This window comes from Colwellia asteriadis, assembly GCF_039523295.1.
Taxonomy (GTDB): Bacteria; Pseudomonadota; Gammaproteobacteria; order Enterobacterales; family Alteromonadaceae; genus Colwellia; species Colwellia asteriadis.
This window is the reverse complement of record NZ_BAAAFA010000007.1, coordinates 18,510-41,195: the sequence shown is the minus strand read 5'-3', so window position 1 is coordinate 41,195 and position 22,686 is coordinate 18,510. Positions and strand designations below refer to the sequence as shown.

Below are 22,686 nucleotides of genomic sequence, written 5' to 3'. Positions count from 1 at the left end.
TAATTGACATTAATATCCCATAATTTCAATGATTTAACTACATAAAAATTTAATCCTTTTAAATGAAGTGGATATTACTGAGACTTCTCAGTAATATCCAACTGGCATTATTTATAAAAACACAATAAATTCAATAAGGTAAAGCAATAAGTTTCTTAAAATGCATGAGCGGCTTTAAAGTTGAGATTGGAAGCTATATCAGGAATGGGTATGTGTCTTTTTGAATAAATCACTATTAAGTCTATTTTACTAAAAACCGTAGTCGGCCATGAAATGAACTATATTTTTTTCGTGTGATATAGTTCATTATTTTGACTTTTTAATCATATTCACCGTTGCTACATATTTGCTACAAAGAGAGTAAAAAAAAGCAAAGGTTAACCCTAGGTGACTATATTTGTTGTATTTATATTTTATTTGATATGCCTTAACAGGGTGTATTTTTTTGAGGAGAGTTATGATTTACCTAACATGGCAAGACAAGCCAGAATTAGAATTATTGGGAAAACATATATTCCATAAAACAAAAGGGGGTATCCCTTTGATTGGTACATATCCATATGGTGAAACTAATATAGGGGAGTACCTTGGAAAAGTTATAGAGGTGAATGGCACAAATAGAATTTATTATTTGAATCTTGAATCCATCAAAAAATATGTATCTATAGTTGGGGTTGGTTTTGTATGTGAGAGTGATTTTGAGTTAGAGCATATTCAAAGCATAAAAGAGAAAGCATTCCTTAAATTTAAAAAATCAATGTCAGAAATCAGCCAAGAAATGCGAGAGGCAATAAATGATTTTTCTAAATAGATTTCAAGTGATGACTACATAGTGCCTAAATGATCTTATGTGTCATAACTAACATTTTGTTAAATATCAGTTTTAACAAATTTAAAGATTAATAAGCTGTCATGCTGTCAGTGGTTTATTAACAGCTTCTAAGTTGGGTATACTAACTAACACAATAATCTATACAAACATTGTTATTTACAAACAACCTGAACATATTCTTTTTAATCTATTTATAAAACGAATTAATTGATTATCTGTATTTTAATTTCTATGGAAGCTAAATATGCTATATAATTTATTTTTATGTATCGAATAGGTTACGTGAAATCACGTAACCTATTGATTTATATGGTCGGAGTAGCAAGATTCGAACTTGCGACCTCACGTCCCCCAGACGCACGCGCTACCAAGCTGCGCTATACCCCGAAATACAAATACTACAGTAAGCTGGGGAGAAAAACTGTCGCTGCATTTGTGAGAGGTATCATAATGATTTACATCGGTAATGCAATGAAAAATATCATCTTAACTTACTTTTTGTTTGCTTTTTATTCGTATTGCTCGTTTTTATTGTTGCGCGCTAAATTGCTTAATAAAATGTACACCATCAATCATTAACGGAAAGTCTGCATTAATCGTAATTGGTGCAGATAATTGCGTAGAGTAACTTTGAAAATTACCCAATTGATCTATAAATGCCGACTTATCCTTATCAAAAACAATAATACCTTGTGCAGTAGTATTGGCGATAATGCGATCTTTATTTAACGTTATTAAATCACTGCCATTAGCAAATGCTGGTACGGGTAAATCACATCCTAACCAATTTTTCATTAAGGTTGGTTGTAAATCCATAAGACTTGTATTGTGGCTAAGCTTTTTATGTTGTGTTGAGGTGTTTAAAGAGCTTTGTTGAATAAGTAAAGCAGGCTTAGTCGCTAAGCGCATTTCATCACGAGCATTACCAATAGCGCTGATCCATACCGTATCTTTATCAGTTTTTTGCTTCTGCGCAAGTAATAATGCTTCAATAAATAATTCAAACTGGTACTGGTTATTATTCGGTGAATTTTTAAAGTAAAAAACGTGTAAACCAGCGGGTTTATTATTCAGTTTTTTGGCAAATAATAAACTTGAAACATCCGTTAATTTTGATATGTCTGTAAATAGGGCATTAAACCATAACGGTTCATTGGTGGTATTAGCACTATCTCGAGTACTTTCATGAGTATCTTTATTGATAATTGTTAAGCTAGTTGCTAATTTTTGCTGCGCAATTTGTTGAAACAGTAACGGCTGCTCGCCTTGTTTGAGAATATCTTGCTGATAAATACTCGGTAAGGAGTAGAGCAAATTAAACCAAGACTCTTCAGTTAAACCGGTATCTATATTTTGGCTTAGCTCCAAGGTGTTAGCCGTTGCTCGTTGAGTAAAGTGCTGAATTTGTTCTGCTGAAATTTGCGCGTCAGTTAAAATAAGAAAAACTGAATGCTGGGTATCAACCGCGCTGCATTGGCTTGAGGCTAACGTAGGGTAATTAGGTATTGTTTTTGTAAACGATAACGGGCTGTTTTTTCGCTCGTTATAATCATCAATATTAAATAAGTCGTACTTGGTTAATAAGGTTTTAGCGGTAGCTGGGTACGATAAGGGTAATACCGTATCTTGACGTAAAATATCATATTCTAAATTAGCATCGGCCCAAACATGGGTTAAGTGGCTAAAAAAGAAAGAGGCAACAAAACCAAAAATTACAAAATGTGTAAAGGTGGTTTTCTGTAATTGTTTTAAGTGTTTCCACGCATAATTACTGGCCGTGAACTGAAAGCTTAAAATAATAATGGCGAGAGCACCACTAATGGCATAAAACATAACACTTTGTTGCGCTATATCTTTAATTAATCCAATAATTTGTTCACTTGATGAGGCATTCAAATGATAACCTAAGCGGCTATAAATAAAGGCATCAAGTATTAGCAGCAATAAACCAATGGTAAATATAATGGAGCCGCTTGTTCGTATAAAGCGTGTATGAGGAAAAATTAATATAAGCGGAAACAGTATTAACACAAAGCTCATAAAGGTTAAAAATGCGATATGACTGACCCAAGTGGTTAATACATACAAATAACCTAAAATCGTTGTTGGTGCCGTTTCATTGAAAACATAATAAGAAGAAAGGGCAATTGCGGCGATAATATTGAAAAAAGTGAACCAATGGCTCCAACTGATTAATTGTAATAGTTTTTTGCTATAGCTTTTTGTGTCAAAAGAAACCATTGAACTGTATTTTCTCTGTGTTAGGTAAGTGAAATAAGTACGCTAATTAAACGTTATAAAATAAAGCTTATTAAATAACGAGGTTTAAATAGATTGCTTTAATGCTCGAGTAAAGTTGTCAACAACCGCAGCTCTTTTGGCTTCAGGTACGTTAGCAAGCACGTTAGTAATAGTATTACCTAAACACATAAGGGCTAAATCGGGTGTCGCTTCTTCGTTTACTAACACGTCTAATAACTCTTGGATAATTTTTTCTACACGTTCATTCGAATATTTCGATACAATAGGCATAATAAGTAGTTCGCTAATGATAAATTTAATTATCCTAGTTTATCAAATGCCTGCACAATTTAATATAAACATTAGCGTCGACATCAACACATACTTTCTAAAATTGAAGATAAAATATAACTATGAGCTTAATTATTTCAAATATTGCACTACATTTTCTCACTAAAAAAGAAGAAACCGGTGAAGTGGTACTGCGCTTAGGTCCTAAAAGTTTGCATAATGGGGACGGTGAGTTAAATCAAGATAATCAGAAAATTAGTAATTTTGTTGACGGTTTACATGCCATTTATAATGCAAAGGGCAGTAAAGCTTATGGTAGCTTTAACGCTATGCCGAGCGAAGGTGATGCCGCACGTTTTGTCGATTTAATGGAGAGTTACTTAGGTGAGCAACAAGACTTTTACACTTTCAGTACGCAAGCGGCAAATGTCTTAAAAAATGAAATTGAGAAATACGATTTAGCCGAAACAGGCTATTTAGTGGTTTGTCATTATGAATATATGGGAGGGCGCTATTTACTGGTTGCCGTTATTCCTATTTCAGAGCATTACAGCGTTGATGGTGAACTTAATATTTCAGCAGCGCAGCATTTAGATACCAATAAACTGCAATTAGCAGCACGTATTGATTTGTTTGACTACCAACAAAATAGTACGGGTAATCGTTATATTTCATTTATTAAAGGTCGTGCAGGGCGTAAAGTTTCAGACTTTTTCTTAGATTTTTTAGGTTGTGAAGAAGGCTTAAATGCTAAAGAACAAACCCAAACATTAGTACAAGCGGTTGAAGACTATGTGGCGGTTAATCAATTAGACGCAGGTGAAAAACAAAAAACCCGTAAAGATTTACTTAACTACTGTAAAGAGCAAAAAGCGAGCTCGCAAGATGTATCAATACAAGAATTAGGTAAAGTGATTGAATCAGGAGATGGCGAACAAGACTTTTATCAATTCTGTCAAGCGCAGTCATATCCTATTGAAGAGTCGTTTCCGCACGAGCAAGCTGTGGTCAATAAAATCACTAAGTACTCAGGGTATGGTAATGGCATCAGTTTGAGCTTTGAGCGTAGTCACTTTGGCGAAGATGTAGTGTATAATCCGCATAATGACTCATTAACCATTTATAAAGTGCCGCCAAATTTAAAAGAGCAGTTACTGGCATTATTAGAAAGTAATAAATCACCTGAAAATAATGAAGACTTTTAAGCACATTTATTGTGCATAGTACCGCTTTTACATTACCAATAGGTTATGCGTTACTTTTTATTACCTTTAAAATCAATTGATTATTATTTCTCGTTAACGGGTAAGTAAATTATTAACAATGTCGGTGAAGTGGTGCGTTAAACTATTATATACCCTTGAAGTAGTAAAAAATATTCGTTAAACATTCATTACAAAATACATTCTTTGGCTTTGCACTCATTTACTGCCAAAGAATTGAATACAGATAAGTGGAGCAAAAAATGACAAGTACAACAACTTTAACTATTACACGTCCTGATGATTGGCATGTACATTTACGTGATGGCGAAGTACTAAATAACACCGTTACCGATATTAGCCGTTACTTTGGACGTGCTATCGTTATGCCTAATTTAGTGCCTCCAGTAACTGAAGTGAAAGCAGCAACCGCTTATTATAAACGCATTATGGCACAAAACCCTAGCGCCCATTTTAAGCCGCTAATGGTACTTTATTTAACCGACCAAACCAGTGCTCAAGATATTATTGAAGCAAAAGAGTCAGGTTTAGTTTTTGCTGCTAAATTATATCCAGCAGGTGCTACAACTAACTCATCATCAGGGGTAACTGATGTTGCTAAGTTAGCCGATGTTTTTGCGGCGATGCAATCGGTAGGAATGCCATTACTTATTCATGGCGAAGTAACCAGCTGTGAAATTGATATTTTCGATCGTGAGCAAGTTTTTATTGATACAATTTTACAGCCTTTAGTCGCAAAATACCCATTACTACGTATCGTGTTAGAGCACATTACAACAAAGAATGCTGTCGATTTTGTTGAAAGTGCCGGTGACAATATTGCCGCAACAATTACGGTGCACCATTTACTTTATAACCGTAACGATATGTTAGTTGGCGGTATTCGCCCACATTATTTTTGTTTACCTATTTTAAAGCGTAACATTCATCAACACGCTTTAATTAAAGCGGCTACCAGTGGTAGCAATAAATTTTTCTTAGGCACAGATTCTGCGCCACATGCTCAGCATGCTAAAGAGTCAGCTTGTGGCTGTGCTGGTGTTTATTCTGCTCACGCTGCAATTGAGTTATATGCTGAAGTATTTGAGCAAGAGAACGCGCTCGATCAATTAGAAGCATTTGCCAGCTTAAATGGACCAAACTTTTATCAATTACCTGTAAATAACGATAAAATAACCCTCGTTAAAAAGTCATGGTCAGTGCCTGAAACTATGAGCTTTGGTAGTGATGTTGTTGTCCCTGTGCGTGCTAACGAAGAAATATTATGGCAAGTACAAGACTAACTTTGGTCGAGTAAATAGTTAAGTGACGTTTGCGATAACAATTAAAATAGACTTAACGTTATCGTTAACCACTGTTTGTGCAAAAATATTTAAGTAGAGAGCCAAACGTAAATTAAGGAAAAAAATGCAATTATTTGTAGATGATCTTACCGTTATTGATTTTTCATATTTGTGTGTAGAGCGCGGTATTGTAGGTGAAAGTTGGATAGTTGATGTATTACTTGACGGCTCACTTAATGAAATGAGCATGGTGCTTGATTTTGCCGTTGTTAAAAAGCAAATAAAAGCCATTATTGATGATGCCGTAGATCATAAACTTTTATTACCGATGCAAGAAAAATCAGTAATATTGGCTGAGTCACCACATAATGAGAACCATCAAGTGATTGACTTTACCAGTGCTGTTGGTAGTTATCATTTGCAATCACCTCAGTGTGCATTTGCGCCAGTTGATAGTTTAACCATTAATATTACTGATGTAACTCGCCATTTAACTGCCATTATTAAAGCGCAATTACCAACCAATGTTGAAGGCTTAACTTTAACGTTGCGACCAGAGGTAATGCATAATGACTATTACCATTACACTCATGGTTTAAAGCTTCATGATGGTAATTGTCAGCGTATTGCTCATGGTCATCGCTCAAAAATACAAATTTTTGTTGATGGTATTAAAGACACCGCGCTTGAAAAGCTATGGTGTCAACGCTGGCAAGATATCTATATTGCTAGTGAGGCTGATCGTATTGATGCTGCTGATATTCAGTTATCTACTCAGGCAAAAAATGATTTAACACCCGATCACCAATACTTTAGTTATTATGCGCCGCAAGGTCGTTTTGATATTGCCGTACCAAGTAATATTTTAGATGTGGTTGATTGTGATTCAACGGTCGAGCTACTTGCTGACTTTATTGTTAGGCAATTAAAAGCAATGCCTGAATTAGCTAATAAAGCAGTTAAGGTAATTGCTTATGAAGGGGTAGCAAAAGGAGCAATTGTTAATGGCTAAATTTAACGGTTTAACAAAAGTCGCTAAAAACATCGCTTTTTCTGCTTATATTGCAACGTTTAGTATTAGTACATTAGCTATCAGTACGAGTGCTTTTGCATTAGATAATAATAAGCCGAGTATTAAGCTCGCAGGTGTTGTTGAGCAAGGTGGCTTACTTGTAGGTAAAACATCGGTTGGTAATACCGTCACTTTAAACGATAAGAAATTGCCTCTATCAGCAGATGGAGATTATACCTTTGGTTTTTCTCGTGATGATGTTGATAGTTATACCTTAGCTATTAGTAATGTTAATGGTGATCGGGTAGAAAAAATACTTACGCCGAAAAAACGCGAATATAACATTCAGCGTATTGAAGGTATTAAAAAAAGTATTATGAAGCCGAACCCTGAAGCGGTAAAGCGCTCAGCCAAAGATAGTAAGCAAGTAAAAGCAGCGCGTACTATTAGTACCGATTTAACTAGCTTTGCCGGTGGTTTTATTGCGCCAATTGATGGCACCATAACTGGCGTGTATGGCAGTCAACGCGTTTTTAACGGCGTGAAGAAAAGACCACACTTTGGTTTAGATTATGCTGGTAAAATTGGCGATCCGGTAAAAGCACCTGCGGCTGGTAAAGTACTACTTTGGGTGCCCGATATGTTTTACTCGGGTGGTACTATGATTATTGAACATGGTCATGGCATCAGCTCAACATTTTTACATTTAAGTAAGTCTTATGTAAAACAAGGGGATACGGTTGAACAAGGGCAAGTTGTTGCTGCCGTCGGTAACAGCGGACGCACCACAGGACCTCATTTAGATTGGCGAATCAATTGGTTCGACGTAAAAATAGACCCTGCACTGGCATTAAAAATTAAGCCAATTAACACCTCGGTTAACTAACCTAAGCTAGATTAACTGATCAAATCACTTAAAAAGGTAGCGCTTTTGCTGCCTTTGTTTTCGCTTTTTCATCACGTCTATCATAATTTTTTGTTGTTTCCACCGACGAATGTCCCATCAAATCTTGTACCAGAAAAACATCTTCACCATTCTCTAATAGCTTAGTGGCAAAGGTTCTACGCAAATCATGGGGAGTTAACCGTTTTAGTCCAGCTTCTTTATAACGACGAATAATAATATCGTAAATAGTCTGCCCAGAAATAGGCTCATTGACTAAACGATTACCTTTTCGGGCTCGTAAAAATAATGGCCCAGGCTCTAAACCTCGCTCATCTAACCAAGTATGAATAATATCTAAATTACGGTTATGTAAGGCATTAACTCGTTCTTTGTTACCTTTACCGAGTACTTTAATAGTGCCTTGATCAACATCTAAGTCTGACAACATTAGACCAGCAGCCTCATGTCGTCGCAAACCTGCGCCATATACTAAAGCAATAACGGCAGCATCACGCATCGCAATAACGCCTTCTTGTGACATGCAATAATCAATTAACGTATTTAATTCATCAAGCTCAAGAGCGCGACCTTTAATACTTCGAGAGCCTTTAATACGTCTAATTTCTTTAATATGCTGATAGCTTTCAACATCAAGTTGCTTTTTACGCCAAGCTTCTTTAGCAACGCCTTTAAGGGCTGATAGGTAAACATTAATCGTAGCAGGGGACTTACCTTCATCTGACAAGTCAGATAGCAACATCAGAATTTTTTCATAGTGAAGTTTTGACCAATCAACAGATTGATGGTTCTTCTTCTTATCAAACTTATAAGCAACCACGTTTAATAAAGATGCCATAGTGACCCGACTTTGTTTTGATTGCAGAGATAACAAGTAAATGTCAGAGGCTGTTTTATTTGATAATGAGGTAAAGGTCATGGCTGTTAATATTCTTAAGTTTTAGTAGGTCAAGCAAGCTGTTTAACGCCAAAAGCTATTGAATTATACCGCTTACTTTTAAATATAGGTTAACAGAAATCATTAATATATGCCCGTGCTAGTTCAAACAGGAGTTAATTCAGTAAATGCTACATCAGCATAAATAAGTTATGTTAATATAGCGTTCAAATAATTAATATGCCTTTATCAATCAAGAAGGTATATTAAAATTATGCGAGTACATATGCCGCTATATTTTGGAAAAATCACTGTAAAAAAACACTGAGAAAACATGAACAACATAGCACAAAATAAACAAGCCGCTACTGCCTGGTATTTGCTGTTTTCTGTATGGATTATTGCCACAGCAGCCACACTCATCAGCTTATTTTTAAGCGAAATAGTTAAGCTACCTGTTTGTGTATTATGTTGGTATCAGCGTATTGCACTTTACCCATTAGTGATTGTAATGCCACTGGCATTATTCCCTTATGATGTAAAAATTATTCGTTATATTAGTGGCTTAGTTACTTTTGGTTGGCTTGTCGCTTTATATCATGTGCTGCTAGTTGCTGGTATTATCCCTAAATCAGCACAACCTTGCGTACAAGGAATACCTTGCTCAGAAACACATATTAATTTATTGGGTTTTTTAAATATTCCACTGATGTCTTTATTAACGTTTACGCTAATCGGCTTATTATTGTTTATTGCTTACCTTCAATCATCGAGAAACAACCATGAATAAAAAAACACTTTTTATTAGCGCTATCATTATTCTTTGTACTGCTTTTATTGTCGCGGTAAGTATATTTAATAATGAGCAAAGTAAAATACAAGCGCAAACAACACAAAACGCACAATGGCTAACGCGTGATAATGCACCTTTTAAAGGCAGTGCTGATGCCAAAGTCACTATTGTTGAGTTTTTTGATCCCGCTTGTGAAACATGCCGCCAGTTTTACCCTTTAGTAAATCGCATCATGAAAAATAACCCTGGTAAAATTAAGCTAGTAAAGCGTTATGCGCCATTACACCAAGGCTCAGATCAAGTGGTTAAAATACTTGAAGCCGCACATTTACAAGGCAAGTTTTGGCCAGCTGTTGAATTATTATATAAAAACCAGAATAATTGGGTGCAACATCATGTTGCTCAGCCAGAGCTAGCGTTAATCGCTTTGCAACGATTGAAGTTAGACGCTACTCAACTAACACTTGACCAACAAAGCGAGCAAGTAAGTGAGGCGATAGCTAAGGATATTAACGATGGTAAAATGTTAAAAGTAAGAGCAACGCCACAGTTCTTTGTTAATGGTAAGCCATTGATTAACTTTGGTTATGAGCCGTTAGTAAAACTTGTCGATGAGGCAATATCTCAAGCATACAATCAATAATAATTCATTTAAAACGTTATCTAAAACCCATCATAAATTTTTATTTATAATCTTATGATGGGAATAAACCGGTAAAAGTAGGGTGGTTAAGCCATCCTTTTTTCTTTCCCCCAAGGCTTTTCTATTTCAATGTCTGTAATAACGGCTTACCCATCAAGTATTGGTAATTTTTTTACTTATTTAAAGTATGCACAATTGAATGATAATGCTGTTGTTGCGTACTTTAAGTTAGGCGCAAGTAAATCCTATCATTTTTCAACCTTTGTTGGCTTTCCACAAATTCAACAAAGCTATTTACATAGTACTATTTATTTAGGCGATTATAACAATACGCAAATACGCTTTTTAAAATCGACTCAAGCCAAAGCCTTTAGTGAAGCACTAGCAAAAAATATACAGCCTATTATATTAGCTAAACTAAAAGCCATCCAAATAACATTAAAAAAGCTTGCTTTTGATGAGTTTTTACGAGACTCATCGCTTAATATACTTGCTGAGCAATTACTGCCATTACTCAATAATTATCGTAATAATCAAGATGTTTGGCATAAAAACATTTATAGTGAAAGTATTGATGTATTTAAAAAACTATTAAACTTCAACACGATAGAAAAATTATCTGCTGCATTGCGTCATAATTATGAGCAAGCGACATTACAAGCTCGAAAACAATTTTATGATGTAATCGAATCAAACCCATTAACCATCGAGCAACGATTAGCTGTAATACGAGATAACGATAAAAATTTAATTTTAGCCGCTGCAGGCACTGGAAAAACCTCGGTTATGGTAGCAAAAGCGCTCGACTTAATTGACAGAAAAACAACCTCAGCTGACAAAATTTTAATTTTGGCTTATAACAAAGCGGCGGCAAGTGAACTAACGGCACGTTTTAATAAAAATACTCATAAGCTCGCTAATAATAACTCACCGCTAACGCCTCACATTATGACTTTTCATGGTTTAGCGCGTTTTATTTTAACCCAGTGTAATTTACCAACTGCGCTATCGATTTTTGCCGATGATGCAAATAAACAGACAAGCTGGTTGACGCTTTGGTTTAACCAAGCAATAAATCAGAACATAAAGCTTTTTTATCAGTTACTTAGCACATTATATGTACCTGACAATACTTCATCAGCGTCTATTTATCTTACCTTGTCCGGGGATAAAATGAGAACGTACCAGGAGTTTTTAATTTCTAACCTTTTGTTTATTAATGAAATTGATTTCAAATATGAGTTACTACAACAACATGGCTCTTTTCATTTAACCTCAGAAAATATCAAGGTAGCATTTGACAATAATAAAGGGTTAGGGCGCATCATAGTCTTAGATTATCCGAATAAGAAAATGATAAACCGCTTTAATCAAAATAAAGGTTTCGATCAAAAAAATATTGAACAGCAACTTAAAATAATTATTCCTCACTTAAAAAATACGGATGAGCTAGTTAATCAATATCAACAAAATAGTCGTTACAAAAATACGCTTATTAAGCACTTTACTGATTGCGGTTTAATGAAACTGGCTGTTGATCGCTACCAACCGTGCTTACAAGCACAGCGTACTGAAAGACTTTCACCTCGTGAAATAAAGACACGTTTTGTTCATGCTAATATTATAAACAGTGAGATCCATACTGATATATTAGTAAAAATAACAAAAGCTTATAGCGAAGAGTTACACCAACAAAAGGCTATTGATTTTGATGACATGATCAATAATGCCTATGATGTCGTCACTCAAAAAATGTTAATGCCGCAGTGGTCTCATATATTAGTGGATGAATTTCAAGATATTTCTAATGCGCGATATCAACTATTGGATGCGTTAATAACACAAGGAAACCAAGTAAAATTAACGGCCGTTGGTGATGATTGGCAATCTATCTATCGTTTTTCTGGTGGAGACTTAACACTAACAACTCAATTTGAAAAATTAGTGGGCAGATATTCATTGTCAAAATTACAAAAAACGTTTCGTTATAATAATAGTATTGCAGAAGTCGCTGGGCAGTTTGTCATGAAAAACCCTGAGCAATATAAAAAGCATATAGTTACTCATGAACAAGTCAGTCAGCCACAAGTTTTTCTACACGATGATTATATTGAGCATCACAATAAAAAAAGCTATTACGATAAAGCGCTTAACTTAATTAAAAATATTTTGAAGAGATCACCACAAGCAAGTATTGCGGTAATTGCTCGTTATCGATTTCAATTAACGAGTTTACGTGAAAAATTTAAACAGCAAAGTTCAAACAGTCATAGCTTTTTAGAAAGCCAAATATTTTTTTGGACTTATCATAGTGCTAAAGGACTTGAAGCAGATTATGTTATTTTATTAAGTTTTGATAATAGTGATTTCGGTTTTCCCGCAAAGAATAAAAATGATGTACTTGTTGAAGCTTTATTACCAAGCGCTGACGATTTTCCTAACTCAGAAGAACGTCGTTTACTTTATGTTGGTTTAACACGAGCAAAATACCAAGCACATATTATTGCCAGTCAAGAAAACACATCCGAGTTTAATAACGAGTTGCTTAGCGGTAATTACAATATTCAAGTAACATCAACATACTTTAATGAACAACGCTCAAGCATAGAGCTAATGTAAAAGTAAAGTTGCCATAAAGAAAACACTAGCGCGTAATTCTAAACACCATTTGAAATAACGTAAAAAAAGTGTCAGATTAAAATGGAGTGATTTTAAGGTGACGCTACGTAAAAAATAACGCAGTAGGAGTCACAAAAAACTATTTTAGCCACGTAGCGTTACCAAAAAAGTATAATAATTATCCAATAAAAACGATAAAGCGCATAAATAAAAGTACTTATCCTGCTAAGTGCCTAAATTATAAGTAGCTACTTATAAGCAGTAATGTATAAGTTAATAGGCCAATTACTGGAATAACATTAAACACATCAAAGTAACTTAGCAATATATTGATAAATAACGATATTTATTACTTATTAAAATCACTATTTTAAAAGACTATAATAATAAGTAAAGTAATCAGCAGCCATTTTAGCTTATGTTGTTATTATCGTTATTCTCATTTACCTTTTATATCTCTGCAGGATTCTTGTTTTTACGCACACAAGGTTTTGTTTGTGCACTTTATTCAATTGGCTATTATTTTAAGTGAGTGAATTATCGTTTTTTTACTTTAGGTTTTAAGGTGTTTTATCATCACCTATATTTTTCACTTAACTGGACTTCCAAATTTGCAATTAACGACAAGGTTAAAAGTTTAATCGCTCAGTATCAAACTTGTTATATCTGTAATTAAATAGATAAGCCTTAGCTAAAGCTAAAAAAGTAAAAAGAGTACTTCAAAAATCTATAGTGAAGCGCCCTGCTTAAATTTTATTTTTTGAGCTGAAGAAATTCTGCCACTAAAAGTTTAAGCAATAACTTAAATATTTAACGCTTTACACCACTGACTTGCTAATAAAAACTCTTGCTGTAGATCTTGTTGTGTTAAAGCGTGCTGAGTCATTAAGTTCGCCATATTACTGCTGGTATTGTCATCGTTATCTTTTCCTGAAACATAAAAAACTGTTAAAGATAACAATTCACCAAGCAATCCTTCTCGAGATATTAAGGCTAACTTTATTGGTTTTGCCACAGGCATCGATTTTAATATTTCAGCCATTGGCATTGATAGCATCACTTCAAGTGAGCTTAATAAGCCAGTCATAAATGCATAATCGCTAATTGTTGTAAACGTTGCTTTGTTACTCAGAGCCGCCATGACTTTACCCGTAATTAAGGCCTGGCGACAAATTTCATCAGAGCAATCAGAAGTTAAGTTTGATAAAGCTAAAATAGAAACAAATTGTCGTAACTTATCTTCACCTAAATATGATGCGGCTTGTTTTAATGAGGTTATTTCAATTTTTGTACCCGTAGCGACATTATTGACCATTTTTAACAATGCAATAGATAAATTAACATCATGACCAACAATTTCTGATATAGCGGTAAAGTTTAACGGATGAGAAAAGCTTTCGTTAAGCAAAGCTAGCATTTGCGCTTTAATTGAGGTTAATGTTCTCCCTTCAATGATTTCAGGTTGATGATAAAAGTAACCTTGAAAATAATCAAAACCAACCTCAGCTAAGGTTTGCTTTTGTAATTTGGTTTCGACACGTTCCGCTGATATTTTAATATCATGTTGCTTCATTTTATCAACAACTGATGGTAATCGTTTAGTGTTAATTTTTTCAATATTGATTTTAATAATGTCGATATAGGGAAATAGTACTTCCCAATGCGGTGCCAAATCATATTCGGTTAATGCAATACTGTAACCATGCTCTCGATAAAACATAATTATTTTTAACAAGCCTTTAGTTGGCTTTTCATGACCTACAAGCTCTATAACAATGCTATTTTTGTCAAATAATAATGGATACTTTCGTACTAAACAGTTTTCGGTAAAGTTAATAAATGCAAGCTTTCCCATACTTAAGGTTTGAATATCACCATGAATATGATTTTGAATAATCAATTTTGAACTAGCAATATCCTGCTCTATTTCAGGAAATTTATTATCTGGACTGTCTCTAAATAAAAGCTCATAACCTATGGTGTCTAATTTTTGATTTAAAATAGCTTGTCGAGCTATATAGGTATTTCTCATTTATTGGCTTCTTTATTAAAGAGTTATTTATAGTGCTAATTTATCGCTTAGGCAGTTAAAAGTCACTCTATATCATTTAAAAAATGCAACTTAGCAACATATAGTCTTTGGATTGTTTTGTCATAGTTGTAACTGATCGCCTTTCGCATTGCTCGCTTAGATAAGTTTACTTTTCCTTGTTTATAATAAGCTTTCGCTAAGCCATGATAAAATTCATAACCTTGTGGGTATAAATCAATTGCTGACTTATAAAGTTTTTCAGCTGTTATAAAATCTCCAGCATCAAAAGCTTCGTCAGCTAAAAGTGCATGGTAGTAAGGGTTTGATTGTCTAAGTTGTTGTAGATAATTTCTAATTGGTTGAGATTCAGTTACTCTTCCTTGGATTTCCATCAATAGTGCCAAATTATTTAATACCGTTAAATTTTTATCATTAATAGTAAGTGCATAACGGTAGGTCTTTTCTGCAACTTGGTAATGGTTATTTAAGCGATATAATATCCCTAAGTTTCCCCAAGCAGGGCTAAAATTAGGGTCTTGTTTAATTGCTGCTTTAAAATATTGATAAGCTAAATCATAGTTTTTTCTGATAAGAGCATCGCTACCTTTGTTATTATAAAACATCGCAACAACTGTTTTTTTACTGATTTTTTTAATTGAAAATCGTTGTTTGGCAATATAAGGATCAAAGTCTATTTGAATACCGTTATCACCCCAAGTATAAACACTTTCAGAGTTAGGTTTATTCGTAATACGTAAGTTCACATGACCCGTAAGAAAACTATAACTATTATCGCGCTGCCAGTATTCTGGCACATTAACTTGTTGAAATTGAACATGCATCCCAGCTTCTTTTGCTAATGCGTAAGCCATGATTGTTAACGACATACAGTTAGCCGTTTTACTATGAAACGCTTCGCGAGCAACAATATTCGCATTACCCTCATACTGTAAAGATAAATTTTCAACACTAAAAAGATGGTCAAGTAATATCCGTGCTTTATGTTGATAGCTATGGCGATTACGCAATTTGTTATCAACGACAGCTTTCATCTCATCGTCTAATAAAAAAATATCTACTTCGCTCTCTATGGAAATCATATTTTCATTTGATGGCTCAAAAGCACTATCAAGGAATAATATTTGCGGATTGGATGATTGCTTTTCAAGCTGATAAGGAGGTGTTTGACAGGCAAACAAACAAGGCAGAAGTACGCTATAAAAAATTTTTGAGTAGTTCATAATAACCTCAAATGACAAAATAAGGTGTATTATAAGACTATGTCAAATATTCAATTCTAGCAATTCTTCCAACTATATTGCGGAACACTACAAGCGCTGAAGACTTAATTAATAAGGAGCTTAATGGTGTTTATTAAAGCCAGGATTAACGCTCACCTTGACCTAAAAAATAGACGATTCGAGCACTAACATTTTGATCAGAGGTTTTTGCACTAGTACTGTGAAAGTAGCGATAATCAAGCTGTAATGCGAAGTTTTTATTGAGTTTGTAATGAGCGCCAACACCAGCATTTACTTGAAATACTGTACTTTCTTGCTCTTTTTGCCACATTGTTTCACCGAAACCTGCAGTAACATAAGGTCTAAAATCATGTTCGCTGTTGAAGTAGTACTGGCTATCTAGGCTATAGTTTTCATAATTTATTTCGCGATTAAGCGCTAAATTATCAACTTTTGCTTTTGAGTAAGTAACACGGCTAGAGAATTCGCGGGTAAAGTATAGACCTAAGCTGTATTCAGTGGTTTTATCGTTGTCAGCTTGCCATTGCTCATCAAAGTCAACCGCACCAACACCATAAGTAATACCTATAATTCCAGTATGAATTGGGTCTTTAGTACGTTTTACATGTTTTGCTTTATTGCCGCTGTAGCTGCCACCATCGCCGAGTTGAAGCGATATATTGAACTTTACTTGGTTTTCACTATGGCCATTATCGCCAAGCGGTACGTCATTAAAGCTTAAATAACCGGTACCCGCTTTAATGATTTCTTTACCAAAAATATTATTGATACCAGCACTCATGTAATCAACGGGATCAAGAAAAAACAATGCGGTGCTACCTAGAAAGTCGGAGCCCCAAACACTTCCACCCTGCTCCCTAATATCCATTTCGGTATTATAAGCCCACTCACCATAAGCCCAGCCTAATACTGGTGTAATGACTAAATCTTGTATCGAAGGAGTTTCAGCAAATGCTTCAATGCCATACTCCCAATAAAAAGTCGACATTAAGGTTGAGTAAACAAAAGCATCCCATTGTCGATAACCCGATTTACGCGCTACTTGATAATAGACACCGCCAAAGTAAGGGTGGCCAACAAAGTTGAGCATACCGGTGTCTCGGTCCCATACGGGGCCGTCTTTAACATTATCTGACCACTTGTTAAAAATGCCTTCTTCTTTATCCCAGTTAGAAATATCTTCGGGTAATAAAGCAATTAAACCAATAACACCAAAGCCGTAGGCAAAAATGGAACTGGTTTGTGACCATAAACGCTCACCATCTTCACCGCTTTTAGGGGAAAATAAAGCGACTTGAAATGGCGAGTCATAATAATTTTCGGCTGGAGTTAAATGTTCCCAAACACTATTGGTTGGTCTTTCACGATAAATATGGTCAATATTATCGGCTGTTACTGCTGGGGTAAGCTTTATTTCAGAGGCGTTATTAGAGCTAATATCGTTAGCTTGTACTGTAAAGGGTAACAGAGCTAAGGCTACTGTCAGAGATACGCATTTTAATTTAAGTGAATGTATATTCTTAATCAACGGTCGTTTCCTTTAAAATTCAAGCTGTCCTAAGTAAAGTCTAATTTTTAGATAAGCTCCAATAAGAAAAAGCCGCTATAAATTAATATAGCGGCTTATCATTATGTGGCGGTGAGATAGGGATTTGAACCCTAGATGGGCTACAAACCCATGCCGGTTTTCAAGACCGGTGCTTTCGACCACTCAGCCATCTCACCGAGTTGTAATCAGTTAACGTTGTTAAACAATGCTTGCCTGAAGACGAGGCGAATATTAAATACTTAAAGCTAACTTGTAAAGGGATAAATGAAGAAAAATTAAAATTAAATTCAATTGTTTATTTCAACAACAAAAATCGCTCAAATAGAGGGCTATTGTCGCGAGTTCATCAGCTTATCCGCAAAGTAAGCGCTTTAATCTAGTGTAACTTCATCGCCAATAGTTATTTCTGCATTACTTATTATCGGCATTAAAAGCTTAGCGTTTACGCCAAAAATTGGCTGCTTTTGTTCATTCGTGTGATATTGCTTTAATGCACGTAGTGGTTGTTTGTCAGGATGTGCAGTGCCGGTTTCAGGATCACGGGTTGTTAAAATACACCTAACACAGGTATCTAGTAACGTAAAAGTTACCTGTCCTATTTTAAGTTGTTGCCAGCCCTCTTCTGCAAAAGCGTCACAACCACTAAGGACTATATTAGGTCGAAAACGACGCATGTCTGGTGCAATGTTGGCAAATGTTGATGCGGCTAATAAACTCGCTTCAGTGGTAATAAGCAATGGCGCTGCGTCAGAAAAGTTGGTTTCAAGTTGATACTTGCCAGAAACCCGTGCGTGCTTTTGCCATAGCGCAATGGTCACGGTTATACCTAAAGCAGCACTGAGCCATGCACTCGCTTCGTGTCCGCCATCAATAGCTTGTAATTCGTCACGCCATAACTTTCCGGCAACTATGGTCGCTGAATTCATACTATTAGCTGAAATAAAACAGTCGTTACTCACTTGTGGGTGTTTTAGTAACCAGCCATCGCTGACTTGAGTGCAAGATAATTGCAACAGCTGCGGATATTTACGCGCAGTTATAAACAAACCATTTTTATCCAGCGCGACTAGACGGCGATCACCACATAACCCTTCCTCATCAAAGCGTGCTGTTTGTAATGATACTCCCTTGCCTGATTTAAATGGGTATTGCCATAACTGACTAACCGTAACCATATTAACTCCTTAATTCTTACACAGTTATACCGATAACTATTTTACTGAGTAAAGGTTAATACTAAAAAAGCCGCGAGTACATTAATACTTGCGGCTTTTATTGACTAACTATAATACCAATGGCTTTATAATAGCAGTACTACTTAGTGCTACTTTTCAAAGTAGAACTTTTCACGCTTATTATCGTAATTACCTACTTCATTCATGGTTTCAGCATTATATAAGCGACCATTTATCATGGTGTAGCTCACTTTATCACTTAGGCGAATATCTTGGCTAACATCACCATCAACAACAATTAAGTCAGCCAATTTACCCGCTTTAATTGAACCAATGCTGTTATCTAGTCCTAACGAGGTCGCCGATGAAATGGTGGCGGTTTTAATCGCTTGCAACGGTGACATACCGCCTTGTGCCATCATCCACATTTCCCAGTGCATCGCTAAACCTTCACGCTGACCATGACCACCCGCATTAACATGTACGCCTAAGTCTTGTAACTCTTTCGCGGTAGTAGCAACATTAATATGGTTGTAGTGGTTGTGCGGCGCAGTAGGACGACGCATTGAGCGAGGCTCTAAAGTTTCGCTCGGTACATATTGACTTAAACGTGGATGACGCCAAACTTGTGTTTTATCGTACCAGTAGTTTTCCCCCCAAATACCACCATAGGCAACCCCTAACGTTGGCGTATATGCCATCGCTGATTGCTGCCACAACTGTTTAATGTCGCTGTAAATATTAGCGGCAGGAATTGAGTGCTCTAACGTGGTATGGCCATCAACTAACATCGTTAAGTTATGTTGTAATAATGATCCGCCTTCAGGTACTACCATCATTTTAGCTTCACGAGCTGCTTGTATAAATTGTTGACGTTGGTTACGACGTGGTTGGTTGTAGCTCTTTACACTAAACGCGCCGGCTTTTTGTAAACGCTCAATATGAAATTTTGCGTCATCTAAACTATCAACATGTGCGGTATATCCAGCAACGGTTGCACCGTATAAAATCGTACCCGTTGAAAACAGACGCGGCGCAACTATTTTACCCGCTTTTTGCATTTCACTGGCAGCAAAAAATTCAGTCGTGTCGTTCGACGGATCATGAATAGTAGTTACCCCTAAGGCTAAACCAGCATAGTTTTTCCAGTTTTGCTGTGGAATAATCTCATTACTTGCTTGTGAGCCGTGAGCATGGGCGTCAACTAAGCCTGGCATAATGCTTTTACCCTGAATATCAATAACAGTGGCATCGCTTGGAATACTAAGGTCACTATTACCGACACTGATTATTTTATTCCCTTCAACAATAACGACACCGTTATCAATAACCTCCATGCCTTCCATGGTGATCACTTTACCGCCAACAAAAGCAACTTTTCCTGATGGTTTATCTGCTTTTTGCGTAAAGCCTAAATAAGTGGATTTAACCGCTTCAGTTTTAGCTTTTTTGCTGTTGTCACTGTCAGCGTTATCTTTTTCAGAAGCACTAAGCGCGAATAAATCTTTAGCGCTTGCTTGATATAAATCTGCACCTAAACTCCAGTAAATTTCACTCGAGTTACCATTCCAATTAATTCCTTCGCCCGCTCTAACTGACAATTGTTTTACGGGTAAGTTTTTAGCTTTTGGCCCCGTTTCTATAACACTACCACGTTCAACGAGTGGCGTAACAAACACTTTAAAGCGCTCGCTAAACGCTAAATACTTGCCATTAGGTGATACGCTAAACTCTGTGGTGAATTTTCCTTGATACAATGTTGTTTCATTCTGTCCGTCAAGGTCTATACGGGTTAGGTTAGTTTTTTCACCGTTACGCGTTACATAAATTCTATCTGAATCACTACCAAAGTGTGGTTTTAACCCGTTGTCAGTCACTAAGGTAGGCTCCCCACCTTTTGCTGACATCACATAAATACCCGGCGCTAATCCCCAGTTTGGATTTAAAATACTACCACCGCTAACTTTTCGATAAACTACCTTGCTACCATCAGGTGAAAAGCTTGGTTCAATATATTTACCCGGTGCGCTCGAAATAACTTTACCTTTGCCACCACGGGCAGAAACCGTTCTAATTTTTCCTAACGCTTTATCATCCCAAGTAACATAAACAATTTTTTTACCGTCACGAGAGAAACTTGGGTTGAGTTCAACATGGTCTTTTTGTCTCGTTAAGCGCTTAGTTTTGCCATTACTTAAGGTGCGAATATAAATATTGCCCATTGACTCAAAAACTACTTTTTTGCCATCAGGCGATATTTCAACGTCTCGTAGCATTTTCACATCAAAGTTATTTTGATCTATGTCTTGTTGAAAGCGTAATGCTTGTTGAATTTTTTTAGTGGTTTTGACATGAAATGGAATTTCTTTCGCCGCTTTTTTCGCTAAATCTAAATGATGTATTTTACCGCCAGCCCAAAAAACAATGCCTTTATTATTTGGCGTCCAAGCCAGTGTTGGGTAAACACCATGAATCGCCCAAGTCTCTTGCATATCGCGCTCTAAACCTTGGTAAACTAAGGTTTCTTCACCGCTTTCAAGATTATATAAATATAAGTTTGAGTCAAAATCGTCACGGCTGATAAATGCTAAGTATTTACCATCTGGTGATGGTGTTGGTCTAATAGCGCCGCCCTTACCTGAAATTATCGTTTTAATTTCACCGGTTTCTAACTCAAGGCGTTTAATTTTATAAATACCTTTGACCGAATCTTTACTGTAATGGAAAGTTTTACCTGGTGTTGCATCTTGTGAGAAATAAACATATTTACCATCGGGAGAATACGCAGGCTCACCTAAATCTTTTTGATCATTAGCACGGGTCGTTAACTTAACGCCACTGCCACCTGTTTTATGATAAAGCCATACTTCACCTGCACCCAGTGAGCGAGTGCCTGTAAAATGCTTACGCCCTACTAAGTAATCACCATCAGGAGACCATGCAGGGCTATTAAGTAAACGAAAAGTTTCTTTACTTACGGGGGCGGCATTGCTGCCGTCGATATTCATTATCCAGAGGTTATCACCGCCATCTTCATCAGAAGTAAAAGCAATATGTTTACCATCGGGGCTAAATTTTGGTTGCATTTGCCACGCAATATCCGTCATTAGCGCGGTTGCTTCACCACCGCTAATTGGTAAAGTATAAATATCACCAAGTAAATCAAAAACTATTGTTTTACCGTCTGGGCTGATATCAATATTCATCCATGTACCTGAAGTTACATCAATATTGGCATTAAGGAACTGTCCTTGCGGCTCGTTAACAGACCATTTAGCTGGTTCAGCTTTGGTATCTTCAGAGGCAATCGCATTAGCGCCATTAAAAGCAAGCGCTAGTGATAAAGCGATAAGGGATTTTTTAATATGAATTTTAGACATGCTGATATCCACTATAATGTTGGGTTATTTTTGGTGTTAACTATTTTAGTTGTTACGTTGATTGTAAGCATGGCTATTGAATCAACGTATACTATGCAAAGTACAAACTATAGAGTAAATAAGGAGATAATGGCAGACCTAGCGCAGCGAGTCTTTTGTTATTTAAGACCAAGTAACCGTAAACTAAGGTAAACAGCAAATAATCGTATTACCGAGTCAGGCAAAGGATAATGAGTGGGAGTTATAAATGTTCGTCACGCTCTTCAATACATTCCGGGGATGCCATTTCAAAAATACGACACACCCAAGGGCGATTTTCATAAATAGTGCACATCATGGTATCGCGATCGAGTGCTGAACACCAACCGTCATCAAGACGTTTCATGGTTTCACCGCCGTATTCATCAACACGAATATGCGCATTAGGTACACCGGTTTCACTTAATAGCATAACTTCTAGGCGACAACAGCAGGCGGCACAATTACTACAACTGACCTCAAGCTGAGGAGTTACTGGCGTAACATTAACAATATTAATGCTCATTATTGAGCGCGTATAAAGAGAGAACA

At 36.1% G+C, this 22,686-nt stretch carries 17 protein-coding genes and 2 tRNA genes; 8 read left to right on the top strand and 11 right to left on the bottom strand.

Annotated features, from left to right (window positions below; genetic code table 11):
• Positions 1-457: 457 nt before the first annotated feature.
• Positions 458-811: a hypothetical protein gene (locus tag ABD005_RS10835; protein ID WP_343817410.1), complete on the top strand. Its 354-nt coding sequence runs from the start codon at positions 458-460 to the stop codon at positions 809-811.
• Between the two features lie 331 nt (positions 812-1,142).
• On the opposite strand, the gene ABD005_RS10830 is transcribed toward ABD005_RS10835, so the two are convergent.
• From ABD005_RS10830 to ABD005_RS10820, 3 genes are all read right to left on the bottom strand, one after another.
• Positions 1,143-1,219: transfer RNA gene (locus ABD005_RS10830), tRNA-Pro, on the bottom strand.
• Between the two features lie 141 nt (positions 1,220-1,360).
• Positions 1,361-3,073, bottom strand: a complete 1,713-nt coding sequence (locus ABD005_RS10825) for a DUF3413 domain-containing protein (RefSeq protein ID WP_343817409.1) — start codon at positions 3,071-3,073, stop codon at positions 1,361-1,363.
• Between the two features lie 84 nt (positions 3,074-3,157).
• The gene (locus ABD005_RS10820; protein ID WP_215981581.1) at positions 3,158-3,364 is read right to left on the bottom strand and encodes a YejL family protein; all 207 of its coding nucleotides are present in this window, start codon (positions 3,362-3,364) and stop codon (positions 3,158-3,160) included.
• A gap of 122 nt (positions 3,365-3,486) precedes the next feature.
• Between ABD005_RS10820 and yejK the strand changes: the two genes are divergently transcribed.
• From yejK to ABD005_RS10800, 4 genes are all read left to right on the top strand, one after another.
• Complete coding sequence (gene yejK, locus ABD005_RS10815) at positions 3,487-4,569, top strand: nucleoid-associated protein YejK (protein WP_343817408.1); 1,083 nt, start codon at positions 3,487-3,489, stop codon at positions 4,567-4,569.
• A gap of 260 nt (positions 4,570-4,829) precedes the next feature.
• Positions 4,830-5,870 (top strand): dihydroorotase, encoded by a 1,041-nt coding sequence (gene pyrC / locus ABD005_RS10810; RefSeq protein WP_343817407.1) that lies wholly within the window; start codon positions 4,830-4,832, stop codon positions 5,868-5,870.
• A 124-nt stretch (positions 5,871-5,994) separates the two neighbouring features.
• On the top strand, positions 5,995-6,882 hold the full coding sequence (locus ABD005_RS10805) for a 6-carboxytetrahydropterin synthase (RefSeq protein ID WP_343817406.1): 888 nt from the start codon (positions 5,995-5,997) through the stop codon (positions 6,880-6,882).
• Positions 6,875-7,768, top strand: coding sequence for a M23 family metallopeptidase (locus tag ABD005_RS10800; RefSeq protein WP_343817405.1), 894 nt, complete (start codon positions 6,875-6,877; stop codon positions 7,766-7,768). Before ABD005_RS10805 ends, ABD005_RS10800 begins: the two co-directional genes overlap by 8 nt.
• Before the next feature lie 28 nt (positions 7,769-7,796).
• On the opposite strand, the gene ABD005_RS10795 is transcribed toward ABD005_RS10800, so the two are convergent.
• The gene (locus tag ABD005_RS10795; RefSeq protein ID WP_343817404.1) at positions 7,797-8,705 is read right to left on the bottom strand and encodes a tyrosine-type recombinase/integrase; all 909 of its coding nucleotides are present in this window, start codon (positions 8,703-8,705) and stop codon (positions 7,797-7,799) included.
• A 292-nt stretch (positions 8,706-8,997) separates the two neighbouring features.
• Here ABD005_RS10795 and ABD005_RS10790 point away from each other — a divergent pair, with 292 nt between their 5' ends.
• The 3 genes from ABD005_RS10790 to ABD005_RS10780 all read left to right on the top strand — a co-directional run bounded on the left by ABD005_RS10790 (position 8,998) and on the right by ABD005_RS10780 (position 12,718).
• Entirely contained in the window at positions 8,998-9,453 is a 456-nt protein-coding gene (locus ABD005_RS10790) for a disulfide bond formation protein B (protein WP_343817403.1), read from the top strand.
• Entirely contained in the window at positions 9,446-10,099 is a 654-nt protein-coding gene (locus ABD005_RS10785) for a DsbA family protein (protein WP_343817402.1), read from the top strand. The genes ABD005_RS10790 and ABD005_RS10785 overlap by 8 nt, the downstream gene beginning before the upstream one ends.
• A gap of 129 nt (positions 10,100-10,228) precedes the next feature.
• Positions 10,229-12,718 carry a UvrD-helicase domain-containing protein gene (locus tag ABD005_RS10780; protein ID WP_343817401.1) on the top strand — a complete coding sequence of 830 codons (2,490 nt, stop codon included), beginning with the start codon at positions 10,229-10,231 and terminating at the stop codon, positions 12,716-12,718.
• Between the two features lie 802 nt (positions 12,719-13,520).
• On the opposite strand, the gene ABD005_RS10775 is transcribed toward ABD005_RS10780, so the two are convergent.
• From ABD005_RS10775 to ABD005_RS10745, 7 genes are all read right to left on the bottom strand, one after another.
• A complete protein-coding gene (locus ABD005_RS10775) occupies positions 13,521-14,750 on the bottom strand; it encodes an EAL and HDOD domain-containing protein (protein ID WP_343817400.1) in 1,230 nt (409 codons plus the stop codon).
• Between the two features lie 62 nt (positions 14,751-14,812).
• Positions 14,813-15,991 carry a tetratricopeptide repeat protein gene (locus ABD005_RS10770; protein ID WP_343817399.1) on the bottom strand — a complete coding sequence of 393 codons (1,179 nt, stop codon included), beginning with the start codon at positions 15,989-15,991 and terminating at the stop codon, positions 14,813-14,815.
• Positions 15,992-16,136: 145 nt separating this feature from the next.
• Complete coding sequence (locus ABD005_RS10765; protein ID WP_343817398.1) at positions 16,137-17,540, bottom strand: DUF3943 domain-containing protein; 1,404 nt, start codon at positions 17,538-17,540, stop codon at positions 16,137-16,139.
• A gap of 106 nt (positions 17,541-17,646) precedes the next feature.
• Positions 17,647-17,737: transfer RNA gene (locus ABD005_RS10760), tRNA-Ser, on the bottom strand.
• 195 nt (positions 17,738-17,932) lie between these two features.
• Positions 17,933-18,736: an MOSC domain-containing protein gene (locus tag ABD005_RS10755; protein ID WP_343817397.1), complete on the bottom strand. Its 804-nt coding sequence runs from the start codon at positions 18,734-18,736 to the stop codon at positions 17,933-17,935.
• A gap of 149 nt (positions 18,737-18,885) precedes the next feature.
• Positions 18,886-22,116, bottom strand: a complete 3,231-nt coding sequence (locus ABD005_RS10750) for an amidohydrolase family protein (RefSeq protein WP_425544897.1) — start codon at positions 22,114-22,116, stop codon at positions 18,886-18,888.
• A 241-nt stretch (positions 22,117-22,357) separates the two neighbouring features.
• Positions 22,358-22,660 carry a YkgJ family cysteine cluster protein gene (locus tag ABD005_RS10745; protein ID WP_215979388.1) on the bottom strand — a complete coding sequence of 101 codons (303 nt, stop codon included), beginning with the start codon at positions 22,658-22,660 and terminating at the stop codon, positions 22,358-22,360.
• Between the last annotated feature and the right edge of the window lie 26 nt (positions 22,661-22,686).

Excerpts from the sequence above, each read along its gene's own strand:
- ABD005_RS10745 (WP_215979388.1), bottom strand. The coding sequence starts at position 22,660 with ATGAGCATTAATATTGTTAATGTTACGCCAGTAACTCCTCAGCTTGAG.
- ABD005_RS10795 (WP_343817404.1), bottom strand. The coding sequence starts at position 8,705 with ATGACCTTTACCTCATTATCAAATAAAACAGCCTCTGACATTTACTTG.
- pyrC (WP_343817407.1), top strand. The coding sequence starts at position 4,830 with ATGACAAGTACAACAACTTTAACTATTACACGTCCTGATGATTGGCAT.
- ABD005_RS10800 (WP_343817405.1), top strand. The coding sequence starts at position 6,875 with ATGGCTAAATTTAACGGTTTAACAAAAGTCGCTAAAAACATCGCTTTT.
- ABD005_RS10770 (WP_343817399.1), bottom strand. The coding sequence starts at position 15,991 with ATGAACTACTCAAAAATTTTTTATAGCGTACTTCTGCCTTGTTTGTTT.
- ABD005_RS10750 (WP_425544897.1), bottom strand. The coding sequence starts at position 22,116 with ATGTCTAAAATTCATATTAAAAAATCCCTTATCGCTTTATCACTAGCG.
- ABD005_RS10775 (WP_343817400.1), bottom strand. The coding sequence starts at position 14,750 with ATGAGAAATACCTATATAGCTCGACAAGCTATTTTAAATCAAAAATTA.
- ABD005_RS10755 (WP_343817397.1), bottom strand. The coding sequence starts at position 18,736 with ATGGTTACGGTTAGTCAGTTATGGCAATACCCATTTAAATCAGGCAAG.
- ABD005_RS10835 (WP_343817410.1), top strand. The coding sequence starts at position 458 with ATGATTTACCTAACATGGCAAGACAAGCCAGAATTAGAATTATTGGGA.
- ABD005_RS10780 (WP_343817401.1), top strand. The coding sequence starts at position 10,229 with ATGTCTGTAATAACGGCTTACCCATCAAGTATTGGTAATTTTTTTACT.
- ABD005_RS10820 (WP_215981581.1), bottom strand. The coding sequence starts at position 3,364 with ATGCCTATTGTATCGAAATATTCGAATGAACGTGTAGAAAAAATTATC.
- ABD005_RS10785 (WP_343817402.1), top strand. The coding sequence starts at position 9,446 with ATGAATAAAAAAACACTTTTTATTAGCGCTATCATTATTCTTTGTACT.
- ABD005_RS10790 (WP_343817403.1), top strand. The coding sequence starts at position 8,998 with ATGAACAACATAGCACAAAATAAACAAGCCGCTACTGCCTGGTATTTG.
- ABD005_RS10825 (WP_343817409.1), bottom strand. The coding sequence starts at position 3,073 with ATGGTTTCTTTTGACACAAAAAGCTATAGCAAAAAACTATTACAATTA.
- ABD005_RS10805 (WP_343817406.1), top strand. The coding sequence starts at position 5,995 with ATGCAATTATTTGTAGATGATCTTACCGTTATTGATTTTTCATATTTG.
- yejK (WP_343817408.1), top strand. The coding sequence starts at position 3,487 with ATGAGCTTAATTATTTCAAATATTGCACTACATTTTCTCACTAAAAAA.